Consider the following 16,130-nt stretch of genomic DNA (forward strand, 5'->3'; position numbering starts at 1 on the left):
TACCGTTCGGGTTCGGCGACAGGTCAGAACGTGATCAGTGTTGATGATTACCGCCTCCAGGACCGCGCCGTGCAGGCGCGTGCCGCACGGGCGACCGCCGTCACTCCTCTCGAGGAGACGACTCCTGACCAGGACTCGGTCATCACGAAGGATGCCGCACCCGAAACTGAGGTGCCTGACGAAGCAGAAACTGCTCCCACGGATGACTCGTCGCCGACGAACGATGCCGACTCGGTAACCGAGGGGGCGCCTGAGCCGGATCCTGCGCCTGCTGCAGAGCCGGACACTGTGTCTGATGCAGGTGCAGATGCTGTGCCTACCTCAGATCCGGAGGAACCTGCTCCGGTCCAGGATGACGGGAGCGCCACCGAAACCGAGCCTGCTTCCGAGCCGGACTCGGATACTGAGAGCAGCACTGAGGGTGATGCCGTGACAGGCGATCCTGGGGAAGCACCGAACGCCGACGATGAGACCGGAGCGACCAAGGCGCCGGACGAGGCCGATACGAGTGAGTCTGCAGAACCGTCAGACACCGCAGGCGCTGAAGACACGGCGGGCATCCCAGGGGACTCATCGATGCCCCCGGGCGATCCAGTCGCGCTGGATGACTTCGAGCAGAGCTCCGATGCCGGATGGGGCGAAGCCACCCGCGGTGGCATGTGGAGTCTCGCCGGAGTGCCTGAGCCGGCGGCCAGTGTCGCCGACGGTGCCGGACGGCTGGATCTTGCGGCCGGCGAATCGGCGCAGGTGCTGCTCGAGGACACCTCGCTCTCGCAGGGCACCCTCGATCTGACGTTCCACATCGAAGGACCAGCTGAGACTGCCGACGGCAAGATCGGTGTGATCGCCCGAGCAACCGAGAATTCGCAGTACTCGGTGCGTGCAGAGTTCCAGCCGGACGGCACGGTGCAGCTGATCGCGCTGAGCGGAGACGAAGTCATCGCGACGCAGCAGCTCGATGGCGTGACCTCCAGGACGGATACGTTGTACACGCTGCGCGTATCGGTAACCGGCTCCTCGCCGACGACGATCTCGGCAAAGATGTGGGAGGTCGGAACGGATGAGCCTGAGAACTGGCAGCTGACCACGACGGATGCCACTCCAGCCCTGCAGGAGGCAGGGGCTGTCGGGCTCGTAGCAGAGCAGTCGGGTGACGCGGATTCGCTCACTGCCCGGTTTGAGAAGTTTGGGGTGGTCTCAGCCGACTAGGATCAGCAAGTATGACCACCGTTGCGCCGACTGCGCTGCTTGCCCTGGGCGCGCTCGCCTCTGTGGTCCTCGCCGCCTTCCTCCTGCGTGCCCTTCCTCGCGCTGCCTTCACCGCCTGGACCCTGGTGCTGTTTTTCGTGCCGATCTGGGTCGGTGCGAATGCAGGGGTGTTCTGGTCAGCTATCACCGCACTCACCGTGGTGCTCATCGCCTCGCAGTGGATGTGGGTACCCCTGCACCCGGCAGACGGCTGGATGGCGGTCTTCACGGCACTCCTGGTCGGTCTCTTCCTGATGAAGGGAGTGACCTACACATCGATGTTGACCGCGGTGCTCGAGTGGGTGATCCCCTATACGTGGGGTCGGATCGCTTGCGCCCGGATCGGCACGATGTGGACCACCCGCACCATCGCGCTAGTGGCGACCGCCGCCGCCGGACTCGCCCTACTCGAGTTCGTCACGTCGTTCAATCCTTTTGTGCTCATCCCAGGGCCGGAACCGCTGTACTCGGCGTGGGATGACCTGCAGCCACGAGGCGGATTCCTGCGGGTGGAGGGGGCATTCGGTCATTCGATCGCACTGGGAGCGGCGCTGGCGATGTCGTCGGCCTTCGTGATCGCTGCGCGATGGCGGGTGATCCCCACGATCGCCGCTATCGGAATCATCGTCGCGGCGACGATTGTGACGTTCAGCCGCGCAGGGCTGATCACCCTCATCATCACCATCGTGCTGTCGGTCTGCTTGTTGCCGGGAATCTCCACCCGGCTCCGTGCGACCGTCGCGGCGATCGGTGCAATCGGTGCCGCCGTGATCTTCCCTGTGGTCGATGGTGTTCTCGGAGCGGCAGGTGAGGAGGCCGCCGTGAGCGCTGGGTACCGGACCGACCTCCTGGTGCTGATCCAGCAGGTGAGGCTCTTCGGCTCCTCGGGGGACTGGGCCTCCTTGGTGCAGGGCGACTTCTATCTCGGATACTTCGCTCGCTCCATCGACAATGCCTCGATGCTGATGCTGCTGAGGTACGGCGTGATCCCGACTCTCCTGCTGCTTGCGACCATCGCCTGCGCAGTGCTGCTCGCGGTGCGGCGGGTCGGCCGAAACCCAGCCGCACTTGCGGTCGCGGGGCAGCTCCCGAGCTTGGTCGTCGTCGCACTCATCACGCAGTACGGCACGTTCCTGTGGTTCTGCGTTGGGCTCGCCGTCGCGTGGGGTTCAGTGCGGCGCGCGGCGAGCGACGTCGCCGAGGGATCGAGGCGACAGGAAATGCCTCGCACTGAGGGGAGAAGGCGGGTTCTTCGTGGCTAGGGGAGACATGAGTGGGATCATCAGCCTAGAGAAGGTGGGGGTATGTACGAACCAAGAGTGAATCTGCGATTCCTGATCGCCTCAGCACGGAAATTCTGGTGGCTCGCCGTGCTCATGGCGATCATCGGTGCGGCGGGGATGTTCGGGTACTCCTCGACGCAGACCCCGCTGTTCAAGGCGACGACCTCGCTCCACTTCGCGCTCGACCGGGGAGCCTCGGCGACGGACCTCAACCAGGGCTCCGCTTATACGCAGAGCCAGATGCTCTCCTTCGCCCAGCTGGTGCAGGGATCGAGCGTCCTCGAGCCGGTGATAGACGAGCTCGATCTGGAAACGACGCCCAAGGGGCTCGCAAAGTCGCTGCAGGTATCGATCCCGCAGGACACGGTGACGATGCGGATCACCGCGACGACGACGGATCCTCGGGGCTCGGCCGCGCTCGCCACCTCCGTGGGAGAACATCTCATCGAAGAGGTCCAGGGCGTCGCACCGAAGAACCCCGACGGCACGTCGACGATTACCGCAGTGATCTACGACGATGCCGTTGCCCCAGCATTCCAGACCTCACCAGACAAGAAGAAGGACGCTCTGCTCGGCGGCCTCGTCGGCGGTATCGCGGGGGCTGCTGCCGCGCTGGTCGTCGCTCTTCTGGATACCCGGGTCCGGAGCGAGGAGACGCTCGCAGAGGCTTCACGGCATCCCGTGCTCGGCGTTGTCACGAAATCGCCGCTGCTGTCCGGGCGGACGATCGCGATGGCGCAGCAACCCCTCAGCCACACGGCGGAAGAGTTCCTCCGCATCCGTTCTGCGCTCACGTACGCGAGCGTCAACTCACGGGTGAAAGTGCTGTTGGTGACTGCCTGTCTGCCAGGTGAGGGAAAGTCGACCGTCTCCGTCAACCTGGCCATGGCACTGGCCGGCAAGCAGGACTCGGTGCTGCTCATCGATGCGGATCTGCGACGCCCACGGGCCCATGAATACGCCGGGATCGATGGGTCCGTCGGCCTCACGAACGTTCTGCTCCACGAGGTCGATGTCGACATCGCCAAGCATCGGATCCGCGGGACGGGCCTGGATATCCTCCCCGCCGGGAAGATCCCGCCCAACCCCGCGGAGATGCTGACCTCGCAGCGAATGGCGGACCTGGTCGCTTCGATGACGGACGAGTACAGCTACATCGTCATCGACACTCCTCCGGTGCTCAGTGTTGCTGACGCCAACCTGCTGGCACCCATCGTCGACGGCGTGATCCTTGCCGTCGACGCCTCGAAGACCCGGCGAGCGAACCTGACCCGCACCATGAAGACTCTCGAGAGCGGTGGTGCTCGGATACTCGGAACCGTGCTGAACCGTGCACGGGGCGACAGCCATCGCGAGAAGTACTACTCCGAAGACCTCGTGGACTGAGATGTCCGCGCGCCAACCTGCGCCGTGGAGATCTCACCCCGTATCGTTATCATGCTGACCACCTTCGTGGAAGTGGCGGTGATCCAACGCGGCGCCTGGAAGAGCCAGATAGCCGGGGGCGCCGACTTCCACACAGCGAGCACGCTGCCGAGGAGCACCGAGGCCGCCAAATTGAGGGTGGCCAGCAGCAGGAAGCTTCCCTCTGCGAGCGAGGACTGTGACAACAGCGCCATGATCGGGAAGTGGCTGACGTAGAAAACGATCGAGGACCGGCCGAGGAACTGCAGGCCTCGGGTGATCGGGCCGTCGATACGCGGCCGTGCGAATGCCGCAATGAGCACGAGGGCACCGGCGATGCTCAGCGGTGCACCCCACACTAGGAATTGCAGTGACTCCGTCCAGATCACCGAGGCCGCACCGAAAGCGATCGCTGGGATCGCGAGCAGCAATGCGGCGCGCGGACGAGCCAGCCTGTCGACCAGCCCTGATGTGTTCGCGATCCAGCTGCCGGCGAAGAAGAAGATGGCGAAATACCCCATGCGCTGTTCCGTGGAGCCTTGTTCCAGGAACGCCCCCGCAACCGCGCCGAGTGCGATCGGCACCCAGGACGGCAGGCGCTTCAGCAGCGGTGCCGCCGCATAGTAAACGCCGATGAAGAACAAGAACCAGAGGTAGGACGCCGCATACCAGGCGTGCCAATGCCACCAGGGCACCCCGGGCATGTCGAGGAAGACGATCTTGGCGATGATGAGCCAGACCAGATAGGGCCACAGCACCATGGCGATCTTGCCTGCGTAGTACGCCGGGAGCGGCTTGCGCAGGGACCGCGTCAGCAGCATTCCGGACAGCAGCATCAGCGTGGGCATCCGATACGGGAAGAAGAAAGCGTTGGCCGAGCGGATGAGGTCAGGCATCGGCGTCTCGAAGAAAGCGGGGATGGCGCTCGCATGCCAGAGGAGCAGGAGGAGGATCGCAGTTCCACGCACCGTATCCATCCACCCCAGCCGTCGCCCGGTGGCGAGCACCGTGCTCTCGGCCTGTGTAGTGTCACTCGGCACCGTCTAAGCACCCTTCCGATTTTTCACGAGAATCATGACCTCGATGAGGTCCTTTGCATCTCGTCGAATGATCGGCAGCAGGCAGAGCAGACCAACCGTGCCGATGACGAGGACGGCCGTAAGGAGAATCGATAGGAGCGCTGGCATTGAGGGCAGCGCAGCCATGACAGAGAGTGTCGTGCCAGCGGACACGCCAGCAGCACCGATGATGCGTAGTGCTCCGGTGTACAGAGCTCGGGTGGGCACCGTGGTGACGCGGGAGAGCCATAGCAGGGAGATCGGCCATGCGAGCCATGGGGCGAGAGCAAGACCGCCGGCCACACCGATAACCCCCCATTGGGCACCTATGACGACGCAGACGACCCGGATCACCCCGGTCACCAGTGAGTATCGGAAGAGCGAGCCGCTCAGACCTCGTACGACATATACCCAGTACCCGACAAACGCCAGGTTTCGCGCGATTCCGGCGAGCGCGAAAAGTTGCAGCAGAGGTACTGCGGCGAGCCACTTCTGTCCGAGCATCAGCTCGACTACCGGTTCGGCTGCGATGGCGATGGTGACGAGGCCGAGGGAGATCGGATAGCCCAGGGCAAGTTGACCTCGAACGAGGTACGCCGAGAATCGCCGCTGGTCCTCCTGGATCTTGGACAGGATCGGGATCGCGACGGAGGTGACGGGCGACTGGATCTGGCTGAGAGGTGTGACCACGAGCTGGTAAGCCCTGTTGTAGAGCCCCAGTGGTGACGCGCCGTAGACGAAACCGACGAGCGCGGTATCGACGTTGTTCGTCGCGTAGTTCACGATTTGGGATAGCACGAGATTCGATCCGAATTTAACGAAGGAACGGACCGAGACGTCCCGTCGGGGCCACCCGGGGCGCCAGCGCGCTCCGAGAGCCGCGCCGACGAGGATCACCAGCGCTTGGGTGATCTGCTGTGCGACTAGTGCCCAGAATGCCCATCCGAGCAGTGCGCCGCCAATTGCGACTCCTAGAGCGAGCGCGGCGGCGAGAACGTCTACTGTCGCGAGCCAGCGAAACCGTAGTCCGCGCATGAGCTGGGCTCGGAATTGGGTTGCCAGTCCGTTCAAGGCGAATATGGCGGCCATCGCCTGGGCGATCGGTCGGATCTCGTCCTGACCGTACAGAGATGCAAGAGGCGCGGCCGCGACGAGGAGAAGGCCGCCCAGGAATACGCCGATCCCTGTGTTGATCCAGAACAGGTTGGTGCTTTGGTCTCGGGTCAGCTCCGGCGCGCGCACTGCGGCCGACGACAGTCCGAAGTCCCGAAAGATCTCGCCGACGCCGATGATGACGACGACGATCGCGATGAGCCCGTAATCGTGGGGCGAGAGCAGGCGGGCCAGAACCACGACCCCGGCGAACTGCAGCAGGATGCGCATGCCCTGGCCCGTGAGCATGGTGATTGCTCCGCGCGCTGCAGTCGATCCGAGACCGCCCGGCTGGGCTTCGGAAGAAGGAGAGCAAGTCGAGGTGGCCTTCACGGTGTAGCCCGCAAGATGTCGATGATCGGATCCAGGCTCTCCCTGCCGGCGGCGGCCGACGCCCGGGCGAGCGCGGGATCGAGGAGCGTGGTGGCCTCTGCGACCCTGCGCGCCATTGTCGCGAGGCTGTCGGTGCGGAGATCGAAACCTATGTTCCACCCCACCGAGTCCAGCAAGGGGGCGAACTTCCGCGAATAGGCGAGAGGCACCGCGGGCACCCCCATGGACAGCGCATTCAAACACGCATGCATACGGGAACCGATCAAAGCGTTCGCGCCGGCGATCGCCTCACGGACGGAATCTAGATCCGTCGGCACGAAGATCTCCAGATCGCCTCCGGCCTCCTTCGCGAGTGCTCGCACCGCGGGGACGTCGTTGTCAGGGTTCGGTGTATTCAGGACGTGTGCGAGCAGCGTGACCTCGCGGCCGTCGCTGCGGAGGTTATCGAGCACCTCCCGGACCACCCGGCGATAGCCGACGGCGTCGACGTGAGGGTTCTCGTTCCACAGCAGCCCGCTGACGTTGAGCAGCACGTCCCTGGAGGTTCCAGGAGTGGGCTGGTCGATGGCGAAGACCAAATCGGCTGAGGTCAGGTCCGGGATGCGCCCCAACGAGGTGGCTACCTCGGTGCTTACAGGATCCCGGGAGAACACGAAGTCGGAACGGGAGAGCGTCCTCCTTGCCAGGGCGCGGCCTCGACGTGTGGTGAACGGGCCGATGGTCTGAGGTGCCATGGCGACCTTCGCGCCAGCCTGGCGGGCGAACTCATGGACCATGCTCATCGTCATGTGGCGTCCCACCCCGTAGATGTCCGCGAAGCTGTCGCCCGAGCGGGTATCCCAGATGAGGTCGAAACCGCTGAAGAAGCCCTGCATCCCGTAGCGGGGAAGCATCCGCTCGCGCATCAGCGACCGAGGGCGCCCCCAGGGCACCGCGGGCGGCCTCGCGCCATAGTTGGCGAACGTGAACTCGGCATCCGGGAAAGCCTGGCGCAGGAGATCGTGCGAACCTCGGGCCAGAACGGCCACACCGAGATTCGGTGAGGATTCTGCAGCCCACAGGACGAGGATGCGCCTTGGACTTCTTGAGGTGTCGGCCATGGTTTCCATTCGAGGTGTAAAGGGGATGTTGAGCGAAGGTCTTTTGTATCATAAAAACGGCGCGACGAAAGGGCTTAAGAATCCTGCTGCGGACGGAAGGAATCGCCATCTGTTGTCGGATGGGTTTTGTGTATGGGTGGGTCGGGAGTATTCTTTGAGTTCGAGCGCTGAGTGATCTGCGCGTCCATCCGTGAGTTCGCCGCTGCTTGTACCGCTGTGGGCATAGATGCTGTCATCGACGTCCACTTGACCCCGGAGGTTTCCGCATGACAGTTCTCGAGTCCTACCGCAGCCTCGCTAAGGCGCAGAAGGGGCGTGCGCGTGGTGCCCCGGCCTATTCGCTGTATGTGAACCGCCCGCTGGGCCGACTCCTCGCTTCGGTTGCCCACGCGGCGGGACTGACCCCGAACCAGGTGACCCTGATCAGCGCGGCATTCACGTTCACCGGTATCGCATTGCTGACGGTGGTGCCGCCTTCCATCGGACTGGGTGTGATCGTCTGGCTCCTGCTGGCCATCGGCTATGCGTGGGACAGTGCGGACGGCCAGGTCGCTAGATTGCGCGGCGGTGGCTCGTTGGTGGGGGAGTGGCTCGACCACATCGTCGATTCGGCGAAGCTCGTGTCCCTGCACATCGCAGTCGCGATCGGTGCGTACCGCTTCTTCGAGCCGCTCGAGATCGAATGGCTGCTGGTCCCTCTCGTCTTCACCATCGTCGCGACGGTGACATTCTTCGGGATGATCCTCAATGATCTGCTCCGTGCCCGGATCGGGGCTCCCCAGGCGGCCCAGTCGGGCGGCTCGTCGCCCCTTCGCGCCATCTTGGGGATTCCTACTGACTACGGCACCTGGTGCTTCATGTTCGTGCTGTGGGGATGGGCGAGCGGATTCATGGTCGTGTATACGCTGCTCGCGCTCGCGGCAGTCCTGTATCTGGCGGCGGCGCTGGTCGTCTGGTTCCGCAAGATGAAGGCCCTCGAAACGCACCCGTGACCTCATCGGTCGAGCTCCTCGACGGCCCTGCCGAAACCTTCATGGAAGCGGTCCGTTCCGAGCCTGGCCTGTGCGACCACGGCCTCGACCATGGCGACCGCTCGGAAGTGTCCCCAGTCCTCCAGCACTCGCCTGACCGCGTCGGCCACTGCTTTCGGGTCGTCCGGAGCGACACGCACGGCACTCTCGAAGCCCGACGCCGCTTCGCGAAGACCGGTGTGGTCGGCGACGATTACCGGGCGCGCACTGAGGAGGGACTCGATCACGACGTTGCCGAAGGACTCATCGCCGCGAGACGGGACGATCATCATGTCCGCTCCGTCAATCGCTTCCCAGACCGGGGATTGGAAACCACGGAAGCGAACCACGCCCTCGAGGTGGAGCTCGCGGACGCGAGCACGTAGCTGGTCCTCGTACCACTCGTACCCGGGGAAGACGTCGCCCACCAGATCGACTGTGACCGCGATGCCCATGCTGCGCAGCAGGGCGGCGGCATCGATGATGAGGTCAGGTCCCTTTCGAGGTGACAGCCGCCCGACGAAGAGAAGGCGCGCGGGACCTTCGATGTGGTCCCGCGGTGGGCGTGACGTAGCTGGACCCTGCACCCCGTTGAGTACCACGCGGACCTTCCCGCGACGTTCCAGAGCTTGCGCTTTGCATGCGATGCGACTCGTCTCCGAGTTGAAGACTACGCCGTCGGCCAGCCCCAGCGGGGCGGTCAGCAATGTGCGTGCTGCCCGGGAGAGGGACGATTCTGCCTCATGGACATAGACGATGATCGGGCGGCGGCAGCTCCTCGCGGCGAGAGTCCAAAATGGCAAGGTCAGCGTGTTCGCGATGACGATATCTGCACGTGCAGCCCCGATCAGCCGCCGCATGCGGGGGAACGTCGACATCACGATGCGGGCCAGATTTAGCATTCCTCGCGGGGAGAGCATGCTCTTGCGAATGACCGGGACCTCTGTGATGTGGACGGTGACGCCGAGCTCCTGCAGCCTATCGACGAGCGGGCCCGTACGTGAGCAGGTCGCGATGACACGGGAGTTCTGTTTGAGCAGTCCGCGGACCGCCTCAAGCATCATCCGGTCCGATCCGTACAGATCTGCGGAAGGATTCGCCACCAGCACCGTGCGACCCGTGAGCGAGGCAGGGGCTGACGTGCTCACGGCGTCACCTCTCGTGGCCAGTACTCCTCTACGAGTCGAGCGGTGGACGCGATGTTGGCCCGGTTCGAGGCACCGAAGACGATCGACTCGAGATTCGGGAGGGCGCACGTCCATTCGATGGCCTCTCGAGGATCCAGCGCACCGCTCGCGAAGACCGACATGGCGACGGCGCGGAAGGGACGCTTCTCAATCGCATCCAGATACCCCTCCACACCGCCAGACATTCGGAAACCGAGCTTGTTGATGTTGGAGCACACGATGGGGTTCTCAATACCTGCGGCATCGAGATCATCCAACAGTCGAGGAAGATTCATCGTGATGAATCCCGGCTCGGCGTTGTATCGCGTCCGGACGTGGTCTGCGAAGATCCGGAAAGCCTCGGTGAAGCCGAGCCCGGACAGCAGATCGACGACGACATTCTGCATCCAGATCACGGGAGTGCGCAGGCCGGTGAACATCTTGAGCTCAGCGTCGATCAGGAGCGTAGAAATGCCTTCGATGTCCTTCCTTGCGAAGGAGGAAGTGCCTCGGGCGACGCTGTCCAGCAGCCCCGTTTCGGGCAGGAACTTCTTGACCGCACCGAGAAAGCCCTCCTCCGTGATCGCATTCGCATACTTGTGTGCGTAGGGCATGCAGGGATAGAACGTCATCCCTGCATAGCGGGCGGGTTCCTTCCGGACCCGATCGCAGACCTCCTGCACCCGATCATGAGTGGTGCACATGAAGGTCTTCACGCCCTCCTCGCGGGCGGCGTCCAGAACATCCATGATCGCGTCGGTGTTCTGGAATCGCATCTGCTGGCTGCGAGCCTTCTCCTCGGACATGTGGTTGATTCCGAAGAACTGGTTGTCGCCGAAGAGCAGGCGGTCCATAGTCGTCGTTGTCGTGATGGTCATCGGGCAACCTTTCCGCGCAGGACGCGCCATGCATTGCGTGCCCGGTCCGGGAGTCGCGGTGTTGTGAGGCGTGCGGATGCGGCCCGCAGGGGTGCTTCCGTTCTGCCGGCATCTTCGATGATCATCGCGATGCACTCGTCGGTGATGGCCGCTGAGGTGAAGTCATTCTGACCATCTGCTGCGGAGTCTTTGATGCGGTGGATGAATGCATCGAGCTGGCTGCTGTACTCCTCGCCGCGCAGATAGAACCAGGGCGCCTCGGTGAGCTCGGTCGTGTACTTCACGTTCCAGCCGGCGTGATACCCCTCCGGGGTCGGAGCGGTATCGCGCAGATACACCTGGATCTCCTGGCGGTCCGCGTGGATCCTGCCGTGGGTACCCCATAGCGTGATCTGAGTCGTCATCTTCCGTTGGGACTCATCGGACCAGTTGGCGATGAGCTGGGCCGTGGCATGGGGATAATGAAGGGTGGTCGCGACGGCATCGTCGATGTCCTTCGAGAAGATGTTGGTCAAGCGACTGCCGCTGACCCCCTCTGGCGCGCCGAGGTACCACGTGAGCAGGTTCAGGGGGTGTGCCGCGTAGTCGTACAGGCACCCTCCGCCGGTCGCGCGTCGGCTTCGCCACGTGGTGCCCGCTTCTTTCAGGACGACTGGGCCGTAAGCCTCTGCCAGTGCGGTGCTCACGGTCCCGATCGCGCCTAGCTCGAGGAGACGCTGCACCTCGGAGAAGGTGCCGACGAACCGATTGTGATAGCCGACCTGAGTGACGACCCCGGCAGCCCGCGCGAGATCGGCTAGCTCTACGCTCTCGGCGGGGTCGAGCATGAAGGGCTTCTCGCAGAAGACATGAATCTTCCGTCGCAGCGCCTCGCGCACCATCCCCGAGTGGAGATGGGTCGGGGTGGCCACGATGAGTGCGTCGGGCTGGGCCTCATCCAGCATCCGGGTGAGGTCCTTGAATGTCGGCAGCCCGGTGTACTTGGTCAGGATGTCCAGCATGTATCCCGTGGCATCGCATATGCCCACCACTTGCACCTCGGGATGCGCATTGATCATGGAGAGATGCGACAGCCCCATCTTCCCAAGTCCGACCACGGCCACTTTGATCATCGCAATGCCTCGTTGCTTTCGGGAATGGACGTGGACCGATGTGCCTTTATACGGCGGTGGAGGGCTCTATTCAGAGCTACCTCATACTCGTGTCCGATCTTTGACCAGGTGAATTCCCTGCGGAACCGAGCGCGACTCGTGGTGCCCATGCCTCGCCGTCGGATGTCGTCGTCGACCAACTCGTCGAGGATCCCGGCCAGATCGTCGATGCCAGAGAAGTATGAGTTTCCTTCTCCAGCAACCCACGTGTTGTAGTCATTCCGATGGGCGACGACGGCATTGCCAGCCGCCATGGCCTCGACCAGGGAGGGGTTGGTCCCGCCGACGGTGTGGCCGTGCAGGTAGAGCCCGGCGTGGTGGCGCAGTGCGGAGAGCCGCTCGGGCTCGAAGATCGCCCCCGGGAACAACACCTCCTCGGAGGCCGCGGCGAGAACGGACGCAGAGTACGGATCGCTGCTCTCGAAGGGCCCGACGACGACCAGCGGCATGCCTCGGTGCCTGCGGGACCAGGCGGTGACGATCTCCAGCACCGAATTCTCGGGGATCGGGCGGCAGACGACGATCCCGTAGCGTCCCGGCACCAGACCCTCCGCCTCGACCGGCTCGGTCGAGGCGTCGAGGACCTCGTGCGCCCCATAGGTGATGGTCGTGACCCGTCGCCGGCCGAAATGGCGGCTGAGGTATTCGGCGATGACGGGATGATCCGCGATCAGCACATCGCCGACAAGCCCGGCAAGTCGTTCGTTTGCCAGGAGGATCGCCTGCTTGGCGAAGCCCCAGCGCTTGCGAGTCCATTCCATGCCGTCCATGTTGATGACGTTGGGAATCCCTCGCAGGCGCGGCACGATGTCGAACACTCCGGTGTTGTACCCGAAGGTTAGCCACACTTCTCCCGCTTGGTGAGCGCGCAGGGCGTGGCGCACCGAGGTGAGATCGAACGCGGACGTCCCACGCCAGCCTTCTCGGGGTTCATGGATCAGGACTCGTTCGAGGCCTCTCCATTCATCGGTGCGCGTGGCACCGCGGCCGGGGAGCTGGCAGTAGACGATGACACGCCATCCCTGCTCTTTGAGATACAGGCCGACATTCTCGGCGGCCGTCTCGAATCCGCCGTACGCCGCGGGGACTCCATGAGTCCCGAGAATACGAACTGTCTGTTGCACGTTGAGTCCCCTCGCCAGCTGATCGCGATTGGTCTTGGTGTCTTGCAGTTGAGAGATCACCCTCGTATGCGTCGACCGGTCATCTGGGCTGTTCAGTGACGCAAGATCCCCTAGAGCTGCAGTATGTCCATATTGTCATGCATTGCCCAAATATAGTGGGCTTGGCTCCCAGCGTCCAGGAGCCGAGGTGCCCTGCGAGATGGCTGCATGACGTGCAGCCCCCTCGCCTACCATTCCCCACATGGCCAAGGAACGCCCCCGCGCCCGCCCCGCCAGCGCCTTGACGCGAGGGCGCACGGTCCGCATCCGTGTGCTGACGGTGATGATGGCCTTCATGGCCGTGGGTCTCGCCGTCACCGGGGTGCTCACCTATGCGGCGCAGTTCCGTGCGCTCGAGACGCGCATCAATGCAGAGCTCTGGCAGGAGCACAGCGAGCTCACCCTGATCGCCGAGAACACGAACGAGGACGGCAGCCGCGTCCACACCACCGTGGACAGCGTGCTGCTGCACGCGACAGATTCCGCGGCGCCCTCGGACTATGAATCGGTCATCACTTTCCTGGACGGGAAGCCTCTCTACCAGCCCCGGGAGCAGGACTTCGCGCTGCTCCCGAGCGAGTCCGCGGAGTCGCCGCAGGTGCTCGAACAGCTGCTGGCCGCCCATCAGCCGGGCTCCTCGGTGATCGTCCCGATGGAGGCTCACGGCAGAGACCTGCAGGTCCTGATCGTCTCCGTGAACGTCGAGGGGGACGAGGCCCAGGGCATCTTCGTGGTCGCCAACGACATCGGCGCCCAGCGCCGCGACCTGTGGCAGAGCGTCCTCACCTTCGCAGGGCTCGCGGTGATCACGCTGCTGGTCGCGGGGTGGGTCGGCTATGTGGTGACCGGCCGTCTGCTGCGCCCGCTGGAGGACCTCCGCGCGGCCACCGAGCAGATCACGGTCGACGATCTCGAGTACCGGGTGCCGGTCCCCGAGGAGCGCGACGACGTCGGCGCCCTCGCCCAGAACTTCAATCGCATGCTCGGGCGCATCCAGGCGGGATTCGCCGAGCAGCGCCGCTTCATGAGCGACGTCGGCCATGAGCTGCGCACCCCGCTGACCATCGTGCGCGGCACCCTGGAGACCACCGATATCGAGGACGTCGACGACGTGCGCGAGTCCCGCGACATCGCGCTCGAGGAGCTGGACCGGATGGGAAGGGTCGTAGGTGACCTCTCCGAGCTCGCCGCCTCGACGCGCCCTGACTATGTGCGGCCGAAGCCGCTAGACCTCGCCGGCTTCACACGCTCAGCCTTCGCCCGCATCGAGCACATCGCGGATCGGGAATGGATCCTGGAGGGCACGGCCGAGGTCGTGGCCGACGCCGATGAGCAGCGACTCGCGCAGGCAGTGGTGCAGCTGGCCGCGAACGCCGTGCGCTACAGCGAGGAGGGCAGCCGGATCCGCTTCGGGGTGGACCGCGTGCTGGGTGCGGAGGGGCCCGAGATCCACGTGACGGTGCGGGACGAGGGCATCGGCATCAGCACCGAGGATCAGCGCCGCATCTTCGAACGGTTCACCCGGGTGGACGGCACTCGGGGCTCGGGGACCGGTCTCGGCCTGCCGATCGTGCTCGCGATCGCCGAGGGTCACGGAGGGGTGGTGCGCCTGCTCTCCACACCGGGACAGGGCTCGACCTTCACCCTCGTGTTTCCCCAGTTCGCGGACAGACCAGCGGCGGACGAACGAGCCCCGGACGACCCCGCCGGGGATACTGACGGGCGGGGGCGAGCTTCAGCCGCCGACACGACGACTACGGCGACACCCACGACGAGACCCACCACGAGAAGGGACCAGGCATGAGGATCCTCATCGCCGAGGACGAGGCGCGCATCGCCCGGTTCATGGAGCGCGGGCTCAAGGCCAACGGCTTCGCCTCGACCGTGGTGGAGGACGGCATCTCCGCCCTCGACCTCGCCTCCAGCGGAGATTTCGACTTGCTGATCCTGGACGTGGGCCTGCCGCGGATGGACGGCTTCCAGGTCCTCAAGGCGCTGCGCGCGATGGACGTGCAGATCCCGATCCTGATGGTCACGGCGCGCACCGGGGTGGATGACACCGTGCAGGGCCTCGAGGGCGGGGCGAACGACTACATCGCCAAGCCCTTCCGCTTCGAGGAGCTGCTGGCCAGGGTCAAGCTCCGCGCCCGCGAGGCCACCGCCGGTGCGGGCAGCGTCAGCGCGGACGTCCTTCAGCTGGGAGACCTGTTACTGGACCTGCGCACCCGGATCGCGAGCAGCATCGCCGACGGCCAGCCGCGCTCGGTCGAGCTGTCCTCGCGCGAGTTCACCATGGCGCGCGTGTTCCTCGAGAACCCGAACCAGGTCCTCACCCGGGACCTGCTGCTGTCCAAGGTGTGGGGCTACGACTACGACGGCGCCTCGAACGTGGTCGACGTCTATGTGGGGTACCTGCGCGGAAAGCTCGGAGCAGCGCGCCTGGTGACCGTGCGGGGCGCCGGCTACAAGCTCGTCGATCCCGCAGCCTGAGCCGTGTTCATGCAGTTCAACGCATAGATGAGAGGTCTCTCATGTCGGCTTCACCGGTCTCTCATCGGCGGCGATGAACATGATTGACATGAAGATTCTGCGGACCCTCGGAATCATCGTGGTGGTCGCACTCGCGGTGATCGGTCTCGCGCTGCTGCCCTCGATGGATGATGCCCCGCAGGCGCGCGCGGGCATCTCGGTCGGGGAGACCTCCCCTGCCGAAGGCGGCTCGGCCCCGGCATCGGAGAGCGCTGCGCAGCCTGCAGGGGAATCGGTGGCTCTGCCCGCGCCCACCGCCTCCGAGCAGCCGGTGCGGGGTATCCACTCGGACACCGGGGTGGGCACGATGGAATCCGAGGCCTCGCCCGCGCCAGCGCCTGAGCCCGCTCCGCAACCCGCCCCTCGGCAGTCGGGTTCCTCGAGCTCGTCCTCCAGCTCATCCAGCGGCGGCTCATCCAGCGGGTCCGGCAGCGCGTCCTCGGGGTCGAGCTCCTCCTCTTCCGGCACCAGCAAGAGCACCCCGCCGCGTCCGGCGGGCGTCTGCGAGTGGGATGACGGCGAGCTGGAGTGCGAGGACGACGACGATGATGACGACGACGATGATGACGACTGATCGACGACGACTGATCGACGACGACTGAACGTCGGCCTCGCGGGTGATTGCCACCCCGCTCGACCCGCTCCGCTCCGTGCT

14 protein-coding genes are annotated in these 16,130 nt (G+C 64.7%); 7 read left to right on the plus strand and 7 right to left on the minus strand.

Features of this window, described 5'->3' with window-relative positions:
* Positions 1-747 precede the first annotated feature (747 nt).
* From ABD893_RS13725 to ABD893_RS13735, 3 genes are read left to right on the plus strand one after another with little or no spacing between them, the layout of a single operon-like run.
* A complete protein-coding gene (locus tag ABD893_RS13725; RefSeq protein WP_345081323.1) occupies positions 748-1,209 on the plus strand; it encodes a hypothetical protein in 462 nt (153 codons plus the stop codon).
* Between the two features lie 11 nt (positions 1,210-1,220).
* On the plus strand, positions 1,221-2,510 hold the full coding sequence (locus ABD893_RS13730; protein ID WP_345081326.1) for a hypothetical protein: 1,290 nt from the start codon (positions 1,221-1,223) through the stop codon (positions 2,508-2,510).
* Positions 2,511-2,567: 57 nt separating this feature from the next.
* The gene (locus tag ABD893_RS13735) at positions 2,568-3,917 is read left to right on the plus strand and encodes a tyrosine-protein kinase domain-containing protein (RefSeq protein WP_345081329.1); all 1,350 of its coding nucleotides are present in this window, start codon (positions 2,568-2,570) and stop codon (positions 3,915-3,917) included.
* Here ABD893_RS13735 and ABD893_RS13740 read toward each other — a convergent pair.
* From ABD893_RS13740 to ABD893_RS13750, 3 genes are read right to left on the minus strand one after another with little or no spacing between them, the layout of a single operon-like run.
* Positions 3,893-4,975: an acyltransferase family protein gene (locus ABD893_RS13740; RefSeq protein ID WP_345081332.1), complete on the minus strand. Its 1,083-nt coding sequence runs from the start codon at positions 4,973-4,975 to the stop codon at positions 3,893-3,895. The two genes, ABD893_RS13735 and ABD893_RS13740, sit on opposite strands and share 25 nt — an antisense overlap.
* A 3-nt stretch (positions 4,976-4,978) precedes the next feature.
* Positions 4,979-6,478 (minus strand): lipopolysaccharide biosynthesis protein, encoded by a 1,500-nt coding sequence (locus ABD893_RS13745; RefSeq protein ID WP_345081335.1) that lies wholly within the window; start codon positions 6,476-6,478, stop codon positions 4,979-4,981.
* Positions 6,475-7,578 carry a polysaccharide pyruvyl transferase family protein gene (locus tag ABD893_RS13750; protein WP_345081338.1) on the minus strand — a complete coding sequence of 368 codons (1,104 nt, stop codon included), beginning with the start codon at positions 7,576-7,578 and terminating at the stop codon, positions 6,475-6,477. The genes ABD893_RS13745 and ABD893_RS13750 overlap by 4 nt, the downstream gene beginning before the upstream one ends.
* Positions 7,579-7,925: 347 nt before the next feature.
* Here ABD893_RS13750 and ABD893_RS13755 point away from each other — a divergent pair, with 347 nt between their 5' ends.
* Entirely contained in the window at positions 7,926-8,570 is a 645-nt protein-coding gene (locus ABD893_RS13755; RefSeq protein WP_345081340.1) for a CDP-alcohol phosphatidyltransferase family protein, read from the plus strand.
* Positions 8,571-8,572: 2 nt separating this feature from the next.
* Here ABD893_RS13755 and ABD893_RS13760 read toward each other — a convergent pair whose 3' ends face one another.
* Genes ABD893_RS13760 through ABD893_RS13775 form a run of 4 tightly spaced genes read right to left on the minus strand, consistent with a single transcriptional unit; the run spans position 8,573 to position 12,967 of the window.
* Positions 8,573-9,736, minus strand: coding sequence for a glycosyltransferase family 4 protein (locus tag ABD893_RS13760; RefSeq protein ID WP_345081343.1), 1,164 nt, complete (start codon positions 9,734-9,736; stop codon positions 8,573-8,575).
* Positions 9,733-10,632: a hypothetical protein gene (locus tag ABD893_RS13765; protein ID WP_345081347.1), complete on the minus strand. Its 900-nt coding sequence runs from the start codon at positions 10,630-10,632 to the stop codon at positions 9,733-9,735. The genes ABD893_RS13760 and ABD893_RS13765 overlap by 4 nt, the downstream gene beginning before the upstream one ends.
* Complete coding sequence (locus tag ABD893_RS13770; RefSeq protein WP_345081350.1) at positions 10,629-11,744, minus strand: Gfo/Idh/MocA family protein; 1,116 nt, start codon at positions 11,742-11,744, stop codon at positions 10,629-10,631. Before ABD893_RS13770 ends, ABD893_RS13765 begins: the two co-directional genes overlap by 4 nt.
* Entirely contained in the window at positions 11,741-12,967 is a 1,227-nt protein-coding gene (locus tag ABD893_RS13775) for a DUF1972 domain-containing protein (RefSeq protein WP_345081353.1), read from the minus strand. The genes ABD893_RS13770 and ABD893_RS13775 overlap by 4 nt, the downstream gene beginning before the upstream one ends.
* A gap of 181 nt (positions 12,968-13,148) precedes the next feature.
* On the opposite strand from ABD893_RS13775, the gene ABD893_RS13780 reads away from it, so the two are divergent.
* The 3 genes from ABD893_RS13780 to ABD893_RS13790 all read left to right on the plus strand — a co-directional run bounded on the left by ABD893_RS13780 (position 13,149) and on the right by ABD893_RS13790 (position 16,049).
* On the plus strand, positions 13,149-14,750 hold the full coding sequence (locus ABD893_RS13780) for a sensor histidine kinase (RefSeq protein ID WP_345081356.1): 1,602 nt from the start codon (positions 13,149-13,151) through the stop codon (positions 14,748-14,750).
* Positions 14,747-15,436: a response regulator transcription factor gene (locus ABD893_RS13785; RefSeq protein ID WP_345081359.1), complete on the plus strand. Its 690-nt coding sequence runs from the start codon at positions 14,747-14,749 to the stop codon at positions 15,434-15,436. The genes ABD893_RS13780 and ABD893_RS13785 overlap by 4 nt, the downstream gene beginning before the upstream one ends.
* Positions 15,437-15,524: 88 nt before the next feature.
* Entirely contained in the window at positions 15,525-16,049 is a 525-nt protein-coding gene (locus ABD893_RS13790) for a hypothetical protein (RefSeq protein WP_345081362.1), read from the plus strand.
* Positions 16,050-16,130 lie beyond the last annotated feature (81 nt).

It is taken from the genome of Brachybacterium paraconglomeratum (assembly GCF_039541415.1).
Classification (GTDB): Bacteria; Actinomycetota; Actinomycetes; order Actinomycetales; family Dermabacteraceae; genus Brachybacterium; species Brachybacterium paraconglomeratum_A.

Bases quoted from the DNA above. Each gene is read 5' to 3' on its own strand.
- ABD893_RS13730 (WP_345081326.1), top strand. From the start codon at position 1,221: ATGACCACCGTTGCGCCGACTGCGCTGCTTGCCCTGGGCGCGCTCGCC.
- ABD893_RS13750 (WP_345081338.1), bottom strand. From the start codon at position 7,578: ATGGCCGACACCTCAAGAAGTCCAAGGCGCATCCTCGTCCTGTGGGCT.
- ABD893_RS13765 (WP_345081347.1), bottom strand. From the start codon at position 10,632: ATGACCATCACGACAACGACGACTATGGACCGCCTGCTCTTCGGCGAC.
- ABD893_RS13770 (WP_345081350.1), bottom strand. From the start codon at position 11,744: ATGATCAAAGTGGCCGTGGTCGGACTTGGGAAGATGGGGCTGTCGCAT.
- ABD893_RS13780 (WP_345081356.1), top strand. From the start codon at position 13,149: ATGGCCAAGGAACGCCCCCGCGCCCGCCCCGCCAGCGCCTTGACGCGA.
- ABD893_RS13785 (WP_345081359.1), top strand. From the start codon at position 14,747: ATGAGGATCCTCATCGCCGAGGACGAGGCGCGCATCGCCCGGTTCATG.
- ABD893_RS13790 (WP_345081362.1), top strand. From the start codon at position 15,525: ATGAAGATTCTGCGGACCCTCGGAATCATCGTGGTGGTCGCACTCGCG.